The organism is Acinetobacter pengchengensis, assembly GCF_982235305.1.
In genome coordinates, this window is sequence record NZ_CEVATJ010000001.1 from 352,907 (window position 1) to 371,990 (window position 19,084).

At 42.1% G+C, this 19,084-nt stretch carries 12 protein-coding genes and 1 pseudogene; 11 read left to right on the plus strand and 2 right to left on the minus strand.

Annotated features, from left to right (window positions below; translation table 11 throughout):
- The first annotated feature begins 292 nt into the window (after positions 1 to 292).
- The 6 genes from rplJ to AC0T5Z_RS01755 all read left to right on the plus strand — a co-directional run bounded on the left by rplJ (position 293) and on the right by AC0T5Z_RS01755 (position 11,132).
- The gene (gene rplJ / locus AC0T5Z_RS01730) at positions 293 to 799 is read left to right on the plus strand and encodes a 50S ribosomal protein L10 (protein ID WP_019836123.1); all 507 of its coding nucleotides are present in this window, start codon (positions 293 to 295) and stop codon (positions 797 to 799) included.
- Between the two features lie 48 nt (positions 800 to 847).
- A complete protein-coding gene (gene rplL, locus AC0T5Z_RS01735; protein ID WP_435336735.1) occupies positions 848 to 1,219 on the plus strand; it encodes a 50S ribosomal protein L7/L12 in 372 nt (123 codons plus the stop codon).
- A gap of 307 nt (positions 1,220 to 1,526) precedes the next feature.
- The gene (gene rpoB / locus AC0T5Z_RS01740; protein ID WP_435336734.1) at positions 1,527 to 5,615 is read left to right on the plus strand and encodes a DNA-directed RNA polymerase subunit beta; all 4,089 of its coding nucleotides are present in this window, start codon (positions 1,527 to 1,529) and stop codon (positions 5,613 to 5,615) included.
- A 136-nt stretch (positions 5,616 to 5,751) separates the two neighbouring features.
- Positions 5,752 to 9,951 carry a DNA-directed RNA polymerase subunit beta' gene (gene rpoC, locus AC0T5Z_RS01745; protein WP_435336733.1) on the plus strand — a complete coding sequence of 1,400 codons (4,200 nt, stop codon included), beginning with the start codon at positions 5,752 to 5,754 and terminating at the stop codon, positions 9,949 to 9,951.
- 152 nt (positions 9,952 to 10,103) lie between these two features.
- Positions 10,104 to 10,664, plus strand: a complete 561-nt coding sequence (locus AC0T5Z_RS01750) for a hypothetical protein (protein ID WP_435336732.1) — start codon at positions 10,104 to 10,106, stop codon at positions 10,662 to 10,664.
- A 111-nt stretch (positions 10,665 to 10,775) separates the two neighbouring features.
- The gene (locus AC0T5Z_RS01755; RefSeq protein ID WP_004975789.1) at positions 10,776 to 11,132 is read left to right on the plus strand and encodes a hypothetical protein; all 357 of its coding nucleotides are present in this window, start codon (positions 10,776 to 10,778) and stop codon (positions 11,130 to 11,132) included.
- 102 nt (positions 11,133 to 11,234) lie between these two features.
- Here the strand turns inward: AC0T5Z_RS01755 and AC0T5Z_RS01760 are convergent, their stop codons facing one another.
- Together AC0T5Z_RS01760 and AC0T5Z_RS01765 are read right to left on the minus strand one after the other, a co-directional pair.
- Positions 11,235 to 12,086: an alpha/beta hydrolase gene (locus AC0T5Z_RS01760; RefSeq protein WP_096902328.1), complete on the minus strand. Its 852-nt coding sequence runs from the start codon at positions 12,084 to 12,086 to the stop codon at positions 11,235 to 11,237.
- A gap of 208 nt (positions 12,087 to 12,294) precedes the next feature.
- Entirely contained in the window at positions 12,295 to 12,780 is a 486-nt protein-coding gene (locus tag AC0T5Z_RS01765) for a DUF4442 domain-containing protein (protein ID WP_435336731.1), read from the minus strand.
- Between the two features lie 120 nt (positions 12,781 to 12,900).
- Between AC0T5Z_RS01765 and AC0T5Z_RS01770 the strand changes: the two are divergent.
- The 5 genes and pseudogenes from AC0T5Z_RS01770 (at position 12,901) to htpG (ending at position 18,975) form a co-directional block, all read left to right on the plus strand.
- Positions 12,901 to 13,791, plus strand: a pseudogene (locus tag AC0T5Z_RS01770) (alpha/beta fold hydrolase).
- Positions 13,792 to 13,905: 114 nt separating this feature from the next.
- On the plus strand, positions 13,906 to 15,282 hold the full coding sequence (locus AC0T5Z_RS01775; protein ID WP_435336730.1) for a Na+/H+ antiporter family protein: 1,377 nt from the start codon (positions 13,906 to 13,908) through the stop codon (positions 15,280 to 15,282).
- A 572-nt stretch (positions 15,283 to 15,854) separates the two neighbouring features.
- Positions 15,855 to 16,445 carry an OmpW/AlkL family protein gene (locus tag AC0T5Z_RS01780; protein WP_019836113.1) on the plus strand — a complete coding sequence of 197 codons (591 nt, stop codon included), beginning with the start codon at positions 15,855 to 15,857 and terminating at the stop codon, positions 16,443 to 16,445.
- 173 nt (positions 16,446 to 16,618) lie between these two features.
- Positions 16,619 to 16,963 carry a lysozyme inhibitor LprI family protein gene (locus AC0T5Z_RS01785; RefSeq protein WP_435336729.1) on the plus strand — a complete coding sequence of 115 codons (345 nt, stop codon included), beginning with the start codon at positions 16,619 to 16,621 and terminating at the stop codon, positions 16,961 to 16,963.
- A 95-nt stretch (positions 16,964 to 17,058) separates the two neighbouring features.
- Positions 17,059 to 18,975 (plus strand): molecular chaperone HtpG, encoded by a 1,917-nt coding sequence (gene htpG / locus AC0T5Z_RS01790; protein ID WP_291333990.1) that lies wholly within the window; start codon positions 17,059 to 17,061, stop codon positions 18,973 to 18,975.
- Positions 18,976 to 19,084: the final 109 nt, after the last annotated feature.

The window sequence follows — 19,084 nt, forward strand, 5'->3', positions numbered from 1 at the left end:
TTCACGCAAGAGAGGGCATAGGCTTCACTCGAAGCATAGCTTCTCGACTTGCGGATCGGCAAAGCGTTGCTTTGCTGATCGATCCTCAGGCGGACTTTGAATTGGTAAATGAGAATTTATCAGCGTCAAAGACCTCAGGCGAAAGTGGTTTTATGCTGTTTTCTTAATATCCCAGCCTGGGTAGACGCGGTGGTGTGATTTATTCCTCCTCCGCGTGTAAATTCAGTTTTGAATTTACGAATTGGGAGTGTACTTCGAGTAAGTACATAAATCACCGTTAGGAGGTTTTACAATGGCTCTTCTTATCGAAGACAAAAAACAGATCGTAGCAGAAGTAAACGAAGTTGCTTCTAAAGCGTTCTCAGCTGTTGTTGCTGACTATCAGGGTTTAAGCGTTGAGCAATTAACGGCTCTACGTGTTGAAGCGCGTAAATTAGGTGTTACTACACGTGTTGTACGTAATACTTTGGCAAAACGCGCTCTTCAAGATACGCAATTCACGATCTTGAACGACAACCTTGTTGGCCCAACAATTTTAGCTTTCTCAACTTCTGAAGACGACATGGGTGCAGCTGCACGCTTGTTCGAAGAATTCGCTAAAACAAACAAAGCATTTGAACTTAAAGCTGCTGCATTTGACGGCAAACTTTACCAAGGTGCTGAAGTTAGCGTAATTGCGAATCTTCCGAACCAAGAAAAAGCGCTTACTATGCTTGCAAACGTTCTTCAAGCTCCTATTTCGAAATTGGGTCGCCTTATTACTGCGCTCAAAGAGAAAAACGAGTCAGAAGCTGCATAAGCTTAAATTTATTTCCACACCATTCAATTTCCATTTGGAGTTATTCTCATGGCTTTAACTAACGAAGAAATCTTAAACGCAGTTGCTGAAAAAACTGTTCTTGAACTTGTTGAACTTATCTCTGCTTTTGAAGAGAAATTCAATGTATCAGCTGCTGCTGTTGCTGTTGCTGCTGCTCCAGGCGCTGGCGCTGCTGCTGCAGAAGAGCAATCTGAATTCAATGTTGAGTTGACTTCTTTCGGTGCGAACAAAGTTGCTGTAATTAAAGCAGTTCGTGAAGCTACTGGCCTTGGTCTTAAAGAAGCTAAAGACATGGTTGAAGGCGCACCTGCCGTTCTTAAAGAAGGCGTTTCTAAAGAAGAAGGCGAAGAGCTTAAGAAGAAACTTGAAGAAGCTGGTGCTACAGTTACTCTTAAGTAATTTCTTAAGGGAGTCGATTTTTTATAATCGGCTCCAAAAATTGGCTGATGGCTCTTGGGTCATCAGCCTTTTTGCGTTACAATTATCGGCTCGATTTTTGTTTGAATGATGGAAAAACCATCAAAAACAATATAAATCAATAAAATTAAACGCTTACCAATATTTTTCCACATTTAAAAATATTGTTAAGCGTTTTAATACCACTAAAAATTGCAGCATTTGTAAACAGTGGTGGCCATATCGGCCTGCGTAATTCCTTCTAAACCCGTTCTGCAGGCGGGTTTAGTTTACTTTCCGAGGACTCCAGATGGCATACTCATATACCGAAAAGAAACGGATCCGTAAGAATTTTGGTAAATTGCCCCAAGTGATGGATGCACCGTACTTGCTTTCGATTCAAGTCGACTCGTACCGTACATTTCTACAAGATGGCAAAACTCCAAAAAGCCGCGAAGATATCGGTCTCCAAGCCGCATTTCGTTCAGTTTTTCCTATAGAAAGTTATTCTGGCAATGCTGCTTTAGAATTTGTTGAGTATAGTCTTGGTAAGCCTGAGTTTGACGTGCGTGAGTGTATTCTTCGCGGCTCAACTTATGCGGCACCAATGCGCGTAAAAATTCGTTTGATCATTAAAGATCGCGAAACAAAATCAATCAAAGATGTGCGTGAACAAGAAGTCTATATGGGCGAAATGCCTTTAATGACGGATAACGGTACTTTCGTAATTAACGGTACTGAGCGTGTGATCGTATCTCAATTACACCGTTCACCAGGCGTGTTCTTTGACCACGATAAAGGTAAAACCCACTCGAGCGGTAAAGTGTTGTATTCAGCACGCATTATTCCTTACCGTGGCTCATGGTTAGACTTTGAATTCGATGCCAAAGACTTAGTGTATGTACGTATTGACCGTCGTCGTAAATTATTAGCGACTGTGGTATTGCGTGCATTAGGTTATAGCAATGAACAAATCCTAGACTTGTTCTTTGAGAAAGTACCTGTCTATTTAGACATGGGTAGCTACCAGATTGACCTTGTCCCAGAACGCTTGCGTGGCGAAATGGCGCAATTTGACATCACTGATGCTGACGGCAAAGTGATTGTTGAGCAAGGCAAGCGTATCAACGCGCGTCACGTACGTCAAATGGAAGCTGCTGGCCTAGAAAAACTTTCAGTTCCAGATGAATATTTGTACGAACGTATCACGGCAGAAGACATTGCTTTACGTGATGGCGAAGTGATTGCTGCAAACACGCTGTTAAGCCATGAAATCATGGTTAAAATTGCTGAAGGCGGCGTAAAACAGTTTAATATTCTGTTCACAAACGACATTGATCGTGGGTCATTCATTGCTGATACTTTACGTGCCGATACGACTACAGGTCGTGAAGATGCTTTGGTCGAAATCTACAAAGTGATGCGTCCAGGTGAGCCACCAACGAAAGAAGCAGCTGAAAATCTGTTTAATAACTTGTTCTTCTCTTCTGAGCGTTATGATTTATCGCCAGTCGGTCGTATGAAGTTTAACCGTCGTTTGGGTCGTCCTTACGAAGTGGGTACAGATCAGAAGTCACGTGAAGTTGAAGGTATTTTGTCTAATGAAGACATTACCGATGTACTCAAAACATTGATTGAAATTCGTAACGGTAAAGGTGAAGTCGATGATATTGACCACTTGGGTAACCGTCGCGTCCGTTCAGTAGGTGAGATGACAGAAAACCAATTCCGTGTTGGTCTAGTTCGTGTTGAACGTGCTGTGAAAGAGCGTTTGTCACAAGCTGAAACAGACAATCTATCTCCGCAAGATTTAATCAATGCGAAGCCAGTGGCTGCAGCAATCAAAGAGTTCTTTGGTTCAAGCCAATTGTCTCAGTTCATGGACCAAAACAACCCGTTGTCTGAAATTACCCACAAGCGTCGTGTTTCTGCGCTTGGGCCTGGTGGTTTGACTCGTGAGCGTGCGGGCTTTGAGGTACGTGACGTACATCAAACGCATTATGGTCGTGTATGTCCAATTGAGACGCCTGAGGGTCCAAACATTGGTTTGATCAACTCCCTGTCTGTTTATGCCAAATGTAACAATTTTGGCTTCTTGGAAACTCCATACCGTAAAGTGGTTGATGGTCGTGTAACTGATGACGTTGAGTATTTATCTGCAATTGAAGAAGTTGGTACTGTGATTGCACAGGCCGACTCTGCAGTAGATAAAGACGGCAACCTGTCTGAAGAATTCGTTTCTGTACGTCACCAAGGTGAATTCGTACGTATGCCTCCTGAAAAAGTGACGCATATGGACGTATCTGCACAACAGGTTGTTTCTGTTGCAGCATCACTGATTCCATTCCTTGAGCACGATGACGCCAACCGTGCCTTGATGGGTTCGAACATGCAACGTCAGGCTGTTCCAACTTTAATTGCCGACAAGCCACTTGTTGGTACAGGTATGGAAGCCAACGTAGCGCATGACTCAGGTGTATGTGTGATCGCGAAACGTGGTGGTCGTATTGAATATGTTGATGCGTCACGTGTGGTCATTCGTGTGAATGAAGAAGAAATGATCGCGGGTGAAGCAGGTGTAGATATCTACAACCTGATCAAATATACACGTTCAAACCAGAATACTTGTATTAACCAAAAAGTTTTGGTGAAGATGGGTGATAAGGTAGGTCGTGGTGATGTATTGGCTGACGGTCCATCGACTGATGGTGGTGAGCTTGCACTCGGCCAGAACATGCGAGTCGCATTCATGACTTGGAATGGTTATAACTATGAAGACTCGATCTTACTTTCTGAGCGTGTGCTTCAAGAAGACCGTTTAACTTCGATTCACATTCAAGAGTTGTCATGTGTTGCACGTGATACCAAATTGGGTGCAGAAGAAATCACGGCTGATATTCCAAACGTGGGTGAAGCTGCACTGTCTAAACTAGACGAGTCTGGTATCGTTTACATTGGTGCTGAAGTGACTGCAGGCGACATCCTTGTGGGTAAAGTAACGCCTAAGGGTGAAACGCAATTAACACCTGAAGAAAAATTGCTTCGCGCAATCTTTGGTGAAAAAGCAGCAGATGTGAAAGATTCATCATTGCGCGTTCCATCAGGTACTAAAGGTACTGTGATTGACGTTCAAGTCTTTACTCGTGATGGTTTGGAAAAAGATGAACGTGCGCAAGCTATTGAAAAAGCACAACTTGATGCATATCGCAAAGACTTGAAAGAAGAATACAAAATCTTTGAAGAAGCAGCGCGTGAACGTATTATCCGCTTATTGAAAGGCCAAGAGTCTAACGGTGGCGGTACAACCAAACGTGGCGACAAGCTTTCTGAAGATATGTTGTCAGGCTTGGCTTTAGTGGATTTACTTGAAATTCAACCAAGTGATGAAGCGATTGCTGAACGCTTAACGCAAATTCAAACCTTCTTGAAAGAGAAGAGCTTTGAAATTGATGAGAAATTCGCTGAGAAGAAACGTAAGCTTTCTACAGGCGATGAACTCACTACCGGCGTCTTGAAAGTTGTGAAAGTTTATCTTGCTGTTAAACGTCGCATCCAACCAGGTGATAAGATGGCAGGTCGTCACGGTAACAAAGGTGTGGTATCTAACATCTTACCAGTAGAAGACATGCCGCACGATGCTAACGGTGTACCTGTGGATATCGTATTGAACCCGCTAGGCGTACCATCGCGTATGAACGTGGGTCAGATTCTTGAAACACACTTGGGTATGGCAGCCAAAGGTTTGGGTGAGCAAATTGACAAGATGCTCAAACAACAGCGTGAGATTGCTGAACTACGTGCGTTCCTAGACAAGATTTATAACAAAGTGGGCGGCGAGCAGGAAGATCTTGACAGCTTAACTGATGATGAAATCTTGGTATTGGCGGGTAACTTACGTGCAGGTGTTCCATTGGCTACTCCAGTATTTGATGGTGCTGAAGAAGGTCAAATCAAAGAATTGCTTGAACTTGCTGAATTACCACGTTCTGGTCAGACCGTATTGTATGATGGACGTACAGGCGAGAAATTCGACCGTCCTGTGACTGTAGGTTATATGTACATGCTCAAACTCAACCACTTGGTGGATGACAAGATGCACGCACGTTCTACAGGTTCTTACTCACTTGTAACGCAACAGCCGTTAGGTGGTAAGGCACAATTTGGTGGTCAGCGTTTCGGTGAGATGGAAGTCTGGGCACTTGAAGCATACGGTGCAGCATATACGCTGCAAGAAATGCTCACTGTGAAGTCAGATGACGTTGAAGGTCGTACCCGCATCTATAAGAACATTGTAGATGGTAACCATTACATGGACCCAGGTATGCCTGAATCGTTTAACGTATTGACCAAAGAGATCCGTTCTTTAGGTATCAACATTGAACTGAAAAATGGTGACTAAGTAACCATTGCATCCCCCTTGCGAAGCTAAGCTTCTCACCATTTTAAATGGGCAAGGGTGGATGATTCAGTTAAAAAACAATATTTGTGACCCAGTTGGGATGTGAACACAACCTCCCAGCACACGGAGAAAAAAATTGAAAGACTTGCTCGATATCATGCGCAAAAAGACGGATTCAGACGGTCATGCTCCAGTAGAGTTTGATCGCATCCGTATTGGTCTTGCGTCACCAGAAATGATTAAGTCATGGTCTCACGGTGAAGTTAAAAAGCCAGAAACCATTAACTATCGTACGTTCAAACCAGAACGTGATGGTTTATTCTGTGCCAAAATTTTTGGTCCAGTAAAAGATTACGAATGCTTGTGTGGTAAATACAAGCGTATGAAATACAAAGGCGTCATTTGTGAAAAATGTGGCGTTGAAGTAACGACTGCAAAAGTTCGTCGTGAGCGTATGGGTCACATCGAACTTGCTTCTCCAGTTGCACACATTTGGTTCTTGAAATCACTTCCGAGCCGTATTGGTTTATTACTTGATATGACTTTACGTGATATCGAGCGTGTATTGTATTTTGAATCTTATGTGGTGACTGACCCAGGTATGACGCCATTTGAGAAATACCAACTTCTCAATGACGAAGAATACTTCAATGCTTTAGAAGAGCATGGTGACGAATTCACAGCGAAAATGGGTGCTGAAGCGGTTCAAGACTTGTTAAAAGACATTGATCTTGAAGCTGAAATTGCACGTTTACGTGAAGAAATTCCACAAACTACTTCAGAGACGAAACTTAAAAAAGCGTCTAAGCGTTTGAAGTTGATGGAAGCGTTTAAAGAGTCAAACAACAAACCAGAATGGATGGTGATGAATGTACTGCCTGTACTTCCACCAGACCTTCGCCCGTTGGTCCCACTTGAAGGTGGTCGTTTCGCGACTTCTGACTTGAATGATCTGTATCGTCGTGTAATTAACCGTAACAATCGTTTGAAGCGTCTTCTTGACCTTGCAGCGCCAGACATCATCGTACGTAACGAAAAACGTATGTTACAAGAGTCTGTTGATGCCTTGTTAGATAACGGTCGTCGTGGTCGTGCAATCACGGGTTCAAACAAGCGCCCGCTTAAATCTTTGGCAGACATGATCAAAGGTAAGCAAGGTCGTTTCCGTCAGAACTTACTGGGTAAGCGTGTTGACTACTCTGGTCGTTCGGTGATTACTGTAGGTCCAAACCTACGTCTGCACCAATGTGGTCTGCCGAAGAAAATGGCACTTGAACTGTTTAAGCCATTCATCTTTGCGAAATTACAAGCTTCAGGTCAAGCAACCACCATTAAAGCTGCGAAGAAAATGGTTGAGCGCGAAACGCCAGAAGTTTGGGACGTACTTGCATCTGTAATTCGTCAACACCCAGTAATGTTGAACCGTGCGCCAACGCTTCACCGTTTAGGTCTTCAAGCATTTGAACCGATCCTGATTGAAGGTAAAGCGATCCGTCTACACCCGCTCGTTTGTGCTGCGTTTAACGCTGACTTCGACGGTGACCAAATGGCGGTACACGTACCATTAACGCTTGAAGCACAATTAGAAGCGCGTGCGTTAATGATGTCGACCAACAACATTTTGTCTCCTGCGAACGGTGAACCAATCATTGTACCTTCTCAGGACGTGGTCTTGGGTCTTTACTACATTACACGTGATGCTGTAAATGCCAAAGGTGAAGGCATGGTGTTTGCAGATACGCACGAAGTAAACCGTGCATTGGCAACAGGTCAGGTTGATTTACACGCTCGCGTAAAAGCTCGTGTGTACCAAACTGTAATCAATGAAAATGGCGAGCGTGAGCAACAAACAATTGTTGTAGACACCACACCAGGTCGTTGCTTACTTTGGGAAGTTGTGCCTGAAGGTTTAAGCTTTGAGCAAATTAACCTTGAGATGAACAAAAAGAATATCTCGAAGTTAATCAACTCTTGCTACCGTAAATTGGGTCTAAAAGATACAGTTATCTTCGCTGACCAGTTGATGTACTTAGGCTTCCGTCAAGCGACACGTTCAGGTGTGTCTGTGGGTATGGAAGATATGGTCATTCCACCACAAAAACAAGCAATTATCGAAAAAGCAGAAACTGAAGTTCGTGAAATTGAACAACAGTTCGAGCAAGGTTTCGTAACTGCGGGTGAGCGTTATAACAAAGTGGTCGATATTTGGGCACGTACGAATGACCAAGTAGCTAAAGCGATGATGGACAACTTGTCTTTTACCACTGTTAAAAACAAACAGGGTGAAGATGAGAAGCAAAAATCATTCAACTCGATCTATATGATGTCTGACTCTGGTGCCCGTGGTTCGGCAGCTCAGATTCGTCAGTTAGCGGGTATGCGTGGTTTGATGGCCAAACCAGATGGTTCGATCATTGAAACTCCAATTAAAGCAAACTTCCGTGAAGGTTTGACAGTACTTCAGTACTTCATTTCAACACACGGTGCACGTAAAGGTTTGGCCGATACAGCACTGAAAACAGCAAACTCTGGTTACTTGACACGTCGTTTGGTTGACGTAGCGCAAGACTTGGTCATCACTGAGCCTGACTGTGGTACTTTGGGCGGTCTTGTAATGACTCCGTTCATTCAAGGCGGTGACGTGATCGAGAACTTAGGTACTCGAGTACTGGGCCGTGTTGTTGCTGAAGATGTGAAGAAAGCAGGTTCTGACGACGTTATCCTGCCACGTAACACTTTGATTGATGAGAAACTTGCAAACTTCTTAGAAGAGCAAGGTGTCGATGAAGTAAAAGTCCGTTCAGTCGTATCATGTGAATCGACTTTCGGTGTGTGTGCGAAATGTTATGGTCGTGACCTTGCACGCGGTCACTTGGTGAACCCAGGTGAATCTGTAGGTGTTATGGCTGCTCAATCGATTGGTGAGCCAGGTACTCAGTTAACCATGCGTACATTCCACGTAGGTGGTGCAGCAAGCCGAACTTCAGCGGCGAACAGCGTACAAGTGCGTAATAAAGGTACCGTACGTTTCCATAATGTAAAAACTGTACAACACGCTAAAGGTCACTTGGTATCCGTTTCACGTTCAGGTGAAATTGGTATTGCAGATGAGCTAGGCCGTGAGCGTGAGCGTTATAAACTGCCATACGGTGCATCAATCTTGCTGAAAGATGGTGAAGCGGTAGAAGCTGGCGGTATTGTCGCGACTTGGGATCCACACACGCATCCACTTGTGACCGAAGTTGCAGGTAAAATCCGTTTCAGTCAAATTGCTGATGGCGTGACTGCAACCTCGAAAACAGATGATGCAACAGGTATGACTACAGTTGAAATCTTGCCAGTGACGTCGCGTCCTGCGTCAGGTAAAGACTTACGTCCTGCTGTGGTATTAGATACTGTAGATGGTGGCGAACAATTCTACTTCTTGCCACAAAACACGATTCTTTCTGTCCGTGATGGCGAAAGTATTGGTGTGGGTGACGTTATTGGTCGTGTACCACAAGAAACTTCACGTACTCGTGATATTACCGGTGGTTTACCTCGCGTTGCAGACTTGTTTGAAGCACGTAAACCAAAAGAGCATGCGATTCTTGCAGAAGTGTCAGGTATCGTGAGCTTTGGTAAAGAAACCAAAGGTAAGAACCGTTTAGTGATTACACCAGATGATGGCTCTGAGATTTACGAAGAGTTGATTCCAAAATGGCGTAACATCAACGTGTTTGAAGGTGAGCATGTGAACCGTGGTGAAACCATTTCTGATGGTCCACAAAACCCGCATGACATCTTACGCTTGAAAGGTGAAGTAGCATTAACCAACTACATCGTGAACGAAGTTCAAGACGTTTACCGCTTACAAGGCGTAAAAATTAACGATAAGCACATTGAAGTCATCGTACGTCAAATGTTGCGTAAAGTTGAAATCACCGATGGTGGCGATACGAGCTTCATCAAAGGCGAGCAAGTGGATTACATCCGCGTGGTACAAGAAAACCAAGCTGTACTTGCACAAAACAAGTTCCCAGCGAAGTTCGAACGCCAATTGATGGGTATTACCAAAGCATCGCTTTCAACAGATTCGTTCATTTCTGCTGCATCGTTCCAGGAAACTACACGCGTGTTAACTGAAGCGGCTGTAACAGGTAAAGAAGATGATTTACGTGGTTTAAAAGAGAACGTTGTTGTGGGTCGATTGATCCCAGCAGGTACGGGTCTTGCTTACCACTTAGAGCGTCGTCGTCAAGAAGCAGAAGCTGCTGAATTGGAATTGGTGAATGATTTCTCTGATGTCGATCAAGCATTAAGCCAAGCATTTAGCGATGAATTTAACGATCTATAATTCGTTTTAAAGCATCATTTAAGGACGCCTTTCGAGGCGTCTTTTTTATTGCCAACCTTTTAGTTTCACATTTTGCTTTAATAAAGCCGCAATATTGCATATAGTGAATTAAGAACAATTTAAAAATATCAAGAAAACTAAAGGGATAGCTTATGAAATTTAGAGGACTGACACTGGGTTTATCTGCAATGCTACTGAGTGTGTCTGTTTCGGCTGCACCAATGCCAAACAGCATTGTGGTGAAAGACAAAGCCATTGTGCCTATTCTAAAAACTGAAGTGATTCGTACAGTGACAGGTGAAAAGCCTATACGCCATGTAGAAGCCACGATTTTTGAAGTGAGCAATCAGGGTAAAGATATTGTGGCAAAGGAAGTTGTTTTTGATGATGATCAAGCACAGTTTTCAGAGAAACAATTGGGTATTCCTGTGATTCAAAAAGGTGGGGTGATTGTACCAACCTCAAAAATTGAGTTGAATAAAACCCTAAAGCAGGATGGTAAAGTCATTTCTGAAGTGAAAACGATTGATGCAGAAGGCATGGAATATAAGCAGGGGCAGGCGCCAATTCATCGCACATTAAAACTGGATCGGGTCAAAACGCCTGAAAGCAAAGAAACAGTTTCTCATGCTGTGTTTACTGAAGATGGACAAACCACAAGAGATGTCGTGCTTTTGGAAGAAGATGTTGCTGAATCATCTATTCAGCCTTAAGTCTTTTACAGAAATACCTTCATCTTGCTGTGCTTGGTAACAGTTTTTTCAAAGTTGTTACCGCAATATGCACTAAGCTGAGAGCGAATAGACCGAGGGGGAGTGATCACCATGAAAAAAGTATTGAGTGTATTGGCAATTGCCACAGTATCGACCATGCTTATGGCGGGTTGTGAAAGCATGAGTTCTAATGACCAACGTATTGGTGCTGCAGCATTAGGCGGTGCCGTTGGTGGCGCAGCGGGTAACAGCGTAGGTGGTAGTGTTGGTGCAGCAGCAGGCGCAGGTGCAGGTGCAGCAGTTGGAAGTAAAACCCAAGATGGTTCTAACCGTAACGCAACCTATAGTGGAATTGGCGGTGCGATTGGTTCAATTTTAGGTAAAGAAGTGATAGGTGGTAATGCAGGCGCTGCAATCGGTGGTGCTGTTGGTGGTGGTGCTGGTGCAGCCATCGAGCAAAAGCGTTAATCTGAATACGAACAGCCATGCCATCCTACTGAAGTATTTATATTTCAGTACATCCAACGCAGAGTCTTATGATTCTGCGTTTTTTATGCGCTAGCTGAAAAATTAATGCGTTTGGATAAATTGATTGACTGCTTGAGTATAAGCATTATTTTGTCCCAATGACTTGTTGATTTCAGCATGTGAAAGTCGGACAGGCAATAACTGGGTTTGAGTTCCGAATTTCTGTGCTTGTTGAATAAATTGTCGAGCTTGAGTACAGGGTTGATCTGCACGGATGGTTGAGCACACCGCGAGAAATGCAGGTAAAGCTTGATGTAGCTGAGCTATCGGAGAAAGGGCTTTCCAGTTGGAAGGTTGATCACCAAAGGCTTGATCATAAAAACGTGCATGACGTGTTTGCATTATCTTTTCTATATCATAAGCCGCGCTATCTAAAGCAACTGTAGCACGCCAAGGCTGTGGCTGGGGTGCCAGCCAATGGGGGCGAACGGTTAATAGACTGACCAGGTGTGCGCCCGCAGAATGTCCCATCAGCACCAAGCGTTTTGAGTCAGCATGCCAATGCGGTGCCTGATTTTGGATATAAATAAGCGCTTGGGCGATATCCTGAGTTTGCTGCTGTACGGTCACATCTGGAACTAATCTATAGTTGATAGACACAAAAATCCAGTTTTGCTTGGTCCAGTAACTCAGCTTATTTTTGACCACAGCAGCATGATTTTTATCACCCATTTTCCAAGCACCGCCATGGACCATCATCATGAGCGGGGCTGGTGTTTGATCTGTGAGTACTTTGGCAGGGAAATAGACATCCATCACTTGTTGAGGATGAGATCCATAAGCCACATTTTTCAAAGTCTGGACTTTGGTAAATGTATTCGGCACCAAAGCATGGAGGGATGTCGATGAATAGAAACAAAGTAGGGAAAAGATTGGCACAAGATTTTTTTTCATTTTAATAATCCTTTAATTTTAAATACTATCAATGTTTATAATTTTTATGATCCACTGATGTATCAACAGTAATACGTTAATTGATTCATACCTGCTTAAAAAGAGTAGAGAAGTTTGTCGGTGACATTGATCTTTTTGTCTTTTGATTAAAATAATATTACCAACAACGCAGAATCATTAGATTCTGCGTTTTTATGTGAGCTAAAAATTACGTTGCTACGGCTTTGGGCTTTTTACGTCGGATATATAACGTTTTATGCACTTCTGCAATTCGTACACCTGATTCATCGACAATATTGAGCGTATATTGACGTGTCAGAGGCGCATAGTCTTCTGCGATCTGTTTGATTTCCTCGACTTCAGCGGCACTCAGGCGAATATCGGCATACACCGTACTGCGTCCTGGGGCGAGGAAATGAATCGTTGCCGCTTTATCCCAAACAATATATGTTGAACCCAAGTGATGCATCAGAATGAGCATATAAAATGGATCTACCATGGAATAGAGGCTGCCGCCAAAATGTACGCCGACAATATTTTGATTTTTGCGGGTGAGTGGCATTTTGACACGGACATGGTGGTTGGCTAAATCGATTTGATCAATTTCAATACCTGCACCGCGATAGGGTGCATAACGATTTAAAAAATATTTAGAAACGATAGGAAGTTGCTGCAATTTTTTGATGAGGTTCATGGGAAATTTTATAGAGCCTTAAGTAGATTTTTCTTATATTAGTATGAAATTTGAGCAAGCCAATGGCATATTTTGTTATTCTCAAGAGCAATCATGTCAACAATAAACAACAGGATGTTTATGCAAGCACAAACGCAATGGATTGAAACCTCAGATTATCAACAGCTTTATGTCAAAACTTGGGGGGAAAAAACGGCACCTGCATTGATTTTGCTGCATGGCTATCCAGATAACCAAGAAGTCTGGGAACGCGTGATTGCCGTGTTGGTACAAGATTTTTATGTGGTGAGTTACGATGTACGTGGTGCGGGACAATCCTCCATTCCCAAATCCATTCGTGCCTATAGCTTGGCTCAATTGGCTGCAGATTTAATGGCTGTTGCTAATGCCGTTTTGGGGCAGCGTGCATTTCACTTGGCAGCTCATGACTGGGGTTAAATTCAGTCTTGGGAAGCTGTAACTGATCCAGATTTAAAAGGACGAATTTTATCTTACAGTACTATTTCAGGCCCATGTTTGGATCATGCAGCGTTTTGGATGCGTAAGCAGTTTTCTGAAAATAAAATTAAATTTTTCAAACAAATGCGTAAATCTTGGTATATTGCCGCCTTTCAACTTCCTGCACTTGCACCTACAGTTTGGCAGTTTTTTCAACCTGAACAATGGCGTCAGGTGGTGATACGTTTAGAACGTGATCAAGATATTGCGATCAATCCTAATATCCGCAAAGATGGGCGCTATGGCGTCAATTTATATCGTGCCAATTTTATCCCACGTTTATTAAAGCCGCGTCAACGTTATGCAATTTGTCCTGTGCAAGCTATTGTCTTGAAATATGATCAATTTGTGGGTACTGAATTGATTGATGAAATGTCGCTTTGGGTAGATGATTTTCAACGTGTGGAATTGGCAGCTAATCACTGGGCGATTCTTAGTCAGCCGCAAGCGGTTGCTACTGCCATCCGTGATTTTGCCTTAGGTCATTCAAATTCACATGCTGCAGTAATTTAAATTCACATGCTGCAGCAATTTAAATCAGAAACGCTTGTCGGAGTTGAATGTTTGGTCAACTCCAATCTGCATAATCTCTGATAAAATAGCTTCTTTTTTGAATTTTCATCTCTTATGTTCGCAATTCTTGCTGCCATTGCAATCATGTTCGGATTGTCGTTGGCTCGTGTGCCTGTGGTTTTTGCCTTGGTTATTGGTGCAGTCTCAGGTGGTTTACTGGCTGGTTTAGGCTTACAAGGCACTTTAGATGCGTTTAATAATGGTTTAGGTGGTGGCGCTAAAATTGCTCTTGCTTACGGTATTTTAGGCGCATTTGCTTTGGCTTTGGCTCGTTCAGGTTTGCCAGACTTATTGGCGTATAAGTTGATTCGCACTTTAACGGGTAGCAGTAATACCAAAGTACAGAACCGTGTTAAATATCTGATTTATTTTACTGTGGTTTTGGCAGCGGTATTTTCACAGAACTTAATCCCTGTACACATTGCATTTATTCCTGTATTGATTCCACCTTTATTAAGTGTTTTCAATCATTTAAACCTAGACCGTCGTGCAGTGGCTTGTTTGCTGACTTTTGGTTTGGTTGCCACCTATATGTTTGTTCCTGTGGGTTTTGGTGCAATCTTTCTGAATGATATTTTGGCACACAATATCAACACCTTTGGTGCTCCGTATGGTTTTGCCATTCAAAATGAAGATATTCCTGCTGCCATGTTTATTCCTGTGTTTGGGATGTTCATTGGTCTATTGATCGCGTTGTTTGTGAGCTATCGCAAGCCACGACACTATCAAGATGTGCAGGTAGCACGTACTCAAAGCATTTCGAGTGAACTCAATGCAGATACAGCAGGGTCAAGCTTACAAGCACCACAAATTGCTAAATTTACGCTGTGGATGGCAGTGTTTGCGATTATTGCAACCTTAGCAGTGCAATTGTATTCAGATTCGATGATTCTGGCAGGTTTGGTGGGGGTTGCCATTTTAAGCTGTGCAGGAATTTTCAAATGGAAAGAAGCGGATGATGTGATTATTACCGGTATGCGGATGATGGCACTCATCGGCTTTATTATGATTGCTGCACAAGGTTTCGCGGCAGTGATTGAAGCCACCAATCAAGTACCTGCATTGGTGGAAGCTTCCGTACAGTGGATAGGTGATAGCAAAGGCTTAGCAGCATTTTTAATGTTGCTGATTGGTTTGTTAATCACCTTGGGGATTGGCTCGTCTTTCTCTACCGTGCCTATTTTAGCAATTATTTATGTGCCTTTATGTTTGCAGTTCGGTTTTAGTCCCGCAGCGACCATTGCAATTATTGGCACAGCAGCAGCCTTAGGAGATGCGGGTTCTCCAGCATCGGATTCAACCTTAGGGCCAACTTCGGGCTTAAATATGGATGGGCAGCACGACCACATGAAGGACAGTGTGGTACCAACTTTTATTCACTTTAATATCCCATTGATCATTTTTGGTTGGATTGCAGCGATGGTGCTGTAAATCATCACCAAAATGTGTAAGCGCACGTGTTCAGAATAGGCTGGGCACGTTGCAGCACAGTGTTAAAACAACAAAAAAATATACTTCAAGTTCATCCTCACATCTGCCGATTGCATCTCAATACACGATTTTAAATCTCTAAACAAAATAGTCTGTTTTCATTGTCATCAGCTTCATATATTAGAATGAAGGTGATTTTAATTCTCTTTATTTAATTTTAATAATTTTTATTGATTTTATAAGATTTAAAAATAGAAATTCTAAGTGAATTAATCAATTTAAAATAAATTTGTTTAATTTTTAAATAAATATAAGATGTATTCTAAATAAATCTTTTAATTTATTTTTTAAATAAAATTGAGTAATATAGTCGGGAAATAATAATATAAACTTTATTAATTAACTCGGGTTTTAAAACCAAGTAATTTGGTCTATTTAAAATAAATTTATATAATAATTAATGATTTATAAAATAATTAAAATATTAGGTTTAATACGTGTTGCATATTAATAGTTGTCGCGTTTAATATTAATTAAGCATTAAGATTTTTATTCTAAAGGGTGGTTTTGAAATGTTAAAGCAAGTTGCTCTAATTGCATTAATGGGGATGTCTGCTTCTGCTATGGCAGGTCAATGGCAAGTTAAAGTTGGTGGTTCTGTAATTTCTCCAACACAAGATACAGATATTCTAAATGGCGCAGTGAATGTAGAAGCTGATCATGAATATGCATTTACACCCTCTGTAGAATATTTCTTTAATGACAATATCTCTGCAGAATTATTGTTGGCTACGCCAATCAGCCACGATGTGCTAGTGAATGGTGATTCTGCTCTTAAAATCAAACAATTACCACCAACGTTAACAGCGAAATATAATTTTAAAAATTCAACTCGTTTTACACCATACATTGGTGTAGGTGGTACTGCATTTGTTGCATGGGATGAAAAATCTGATTTAGGTAAAGTTAAGGTAAAAGAAGACTTTGGTTTTGCAGGTCAAATCGGTTTTAACTTCCAGCCAGCGGATGCAAAAAACTGGGGCGTATTCTTTGATGCACGTTATGCACAACTAAGTCCAAAAGTTGAAATCGAAGGTTTAGATCCATTTGATCTAGACATCGACCCAATGGTGTACACCATCGGTTATAGCTACAAATTCTAATCATAAAACGTAGCTCTTTATAATAATAAAAATCAGCGCAACCCCATCTTTAGGGTGGGGTTTTTTTATTGCAAAAAATAACAAATGTAGCGAATGAAAAAATTGAGAGCATATGCCATGTTCATTTACAGTCTGAAAGATAAAGTAAAGAACAATAAATAAGGAATTCGTTCATGTCGATCAAATATGGTTGGTTAGTGTGTCTTGGTTTAATGCTAAGTGTTGCGGGGCATGCGGCAAGTTTTTCTTGTGAGAAAGCCAAAACACAAACCGAATATGCCATTTGTGAACATCGTGCGGTCAATGATGCCGATGTGAAAATGGCCACCACCTATCGTATCGTCAGCCGTTTGGTCGCTATGGGGACGCGCTCACAAATTCGTGATGAACAATTTCGCTGGTTAGAGTTGCGTGATCGTTGTGGCAGTTCACTATCGTGTTTAACTCAGGTGTATGATCTACGTCAGCAAAAATTGGATGAGCACCTGAACCGTCTCTATCAACGCGCACCTTTTTAAATTTTTCTAGATTTAGGCTTGAAAAATCAGCACATCACTCCAATTCATTAACACATCCAACAATAACCATGTTTATGAATTTTAAGGAGTGATGAATGAGCGAGCAAAGCCAAAAACACAGTTTCCAAGCCGAAGTGGCGCAGTTATTACATTTGGTGACCCATTCTCTTTATTCCAACCCTGAAATCTTCTTGCGTGAACTGATTTCTAACGCATCAGATGCCTGCGACAAATTACGTTTTGAGGGTATCAACCATCCTGAATATTATGAAAATGATCCTGATTTACGTGTACGTATTCGTCTAGATCAAGAAAATAAAACTTTAACTATTTCAGATAACGGCATTGGTCTAAGCCAACAGGAAGCGATTGAGCATTTAGGTACGATTGCCAAATCGGGCACCAAAGACTTTATGTCTAAATTAACCGGCGATCAAAAAGCTGATGCACAATTGATTGGTCAATTTGGTGTTGGTTTTTATTCAGGTTTTATCGTGGCGGATAAAATTACCGTAGAATCACGCCGTGCGGGATTGGCTGCAGATGAAGCCGTGCGTTGGAGCAGTGCAGGTACAGGTGAATTTGATGTTGAGCAAATTCATAAGGCAGAGCGTGGTACTGATATTATTTTGCATTTGCGTGATGATGCACTGGATTATTTAGAAAGCTACAAAGTTAAGCAGATTATCAATAAATACTCTGATCACATCAGTTTGCCAATTCAAATGCAGAAAGAAGTATGGCAGCAAGAAGAAGCCGCTGAAGGTGAAACACCGAAAGCAGGTCAGTATGTGAAAACTGATGAATGGGAAACGATTAATTCGGCCAGTGCTTTGTGGACGCGCAATAAAAACGAAATTAGCGAAGAACAGTACATCGAGTTTTATAAAAACCTCAGTCACGATTTTGACGCACCATTGGCATGGGCGCATAACCGCGTTGAAGGCAGTACTGAATACACCCAGTTGTTGTATGTTCCAAGTAAAGCACCGCACAACATTTTTACCCGTGAAGCCAAAGCGGGGATTAAATTGTACGTGAAGCGCGTATTTATTATGGATGAGGCAGACAATCTGATTCCTAATTATCTGCGCTTTGTGCAAGGTGTGGTGGATAGTGCCGATTTGCCGTTGAACGTGAGCCGTGAGTTATTGCAAGAAAGCCGTGATGTAAAAACCATCCGCGAAGGCAATACCCGTCGTGTGTTGACCATGTTGGATAATCTGGCCAAGTCTGAAGATGAAAAAGACCAAGAAAAATTTAAGCAATTCTATCAAGAATTTGGTTCAGTCTTAAAAGAAGGCTTAGGCGAAGACTTTGGCAACCGTGAGCGTATCCTGAAATTATTACGCTATGCCACTTCATGCAATGATGACATCAGTACCTCATTGGCGGACTATAAAGCGCGAATGAAAGAAGGTCAGAAAGCGATTTACTACGTTACTGCAGACAACCTGAACGCAGCAAAGCATTCTCCACAGTTGGAGCTATTTAAGAAAAAAGGCATTGAAGTGTTGTTGATGGCAGAACGCGTAGACGAGTGGGCCATGAACTTTGTGCATGAGTTTGATGGCACGCCAATGCAAAACGTGTCTAAAGGTGCAGTCGATTTAGGCGACCTACAAGATGCCGAAGAGAAAAAAGCCTTAGACGCCGCCGCAGAACAATTTAAACCTGTGATCGAGCAATTGTCTGCATCTTTAAGTGGTAAAACCAAAGAAGTACGTGTAACGACACGTTTGGTCGATTCACCTGCCTGCTTAGTGACAGGTGAAGGTGAGCTGTCGCCACAATTGATTCGTATGTTGAAGGATGCAGGGCAAGCTGTACCTGATATGAAGCCAATTTTGGAAATCAATCCAGAGCATCCATTGGTGAAAAAATTACAGGACTCCAATCAATTTGATGATTTAGCGCATGTGATTTTTGATCAGGCTGTAATTGCTGAAGGTGGTTTGCCTGAAGACCCGGCGGAATATGTGAAACGTATTAATAGCTTGCTGTTAAAGTAAGTCTGTTTTTACATGAGTGTGATTGAGGATGCGTTGTGCAAATAATGCATCTTCATTTTGCAAAATCATCTTGTAAAAAACCAAGTCTTGCTAACAAGACTTGGTTTTT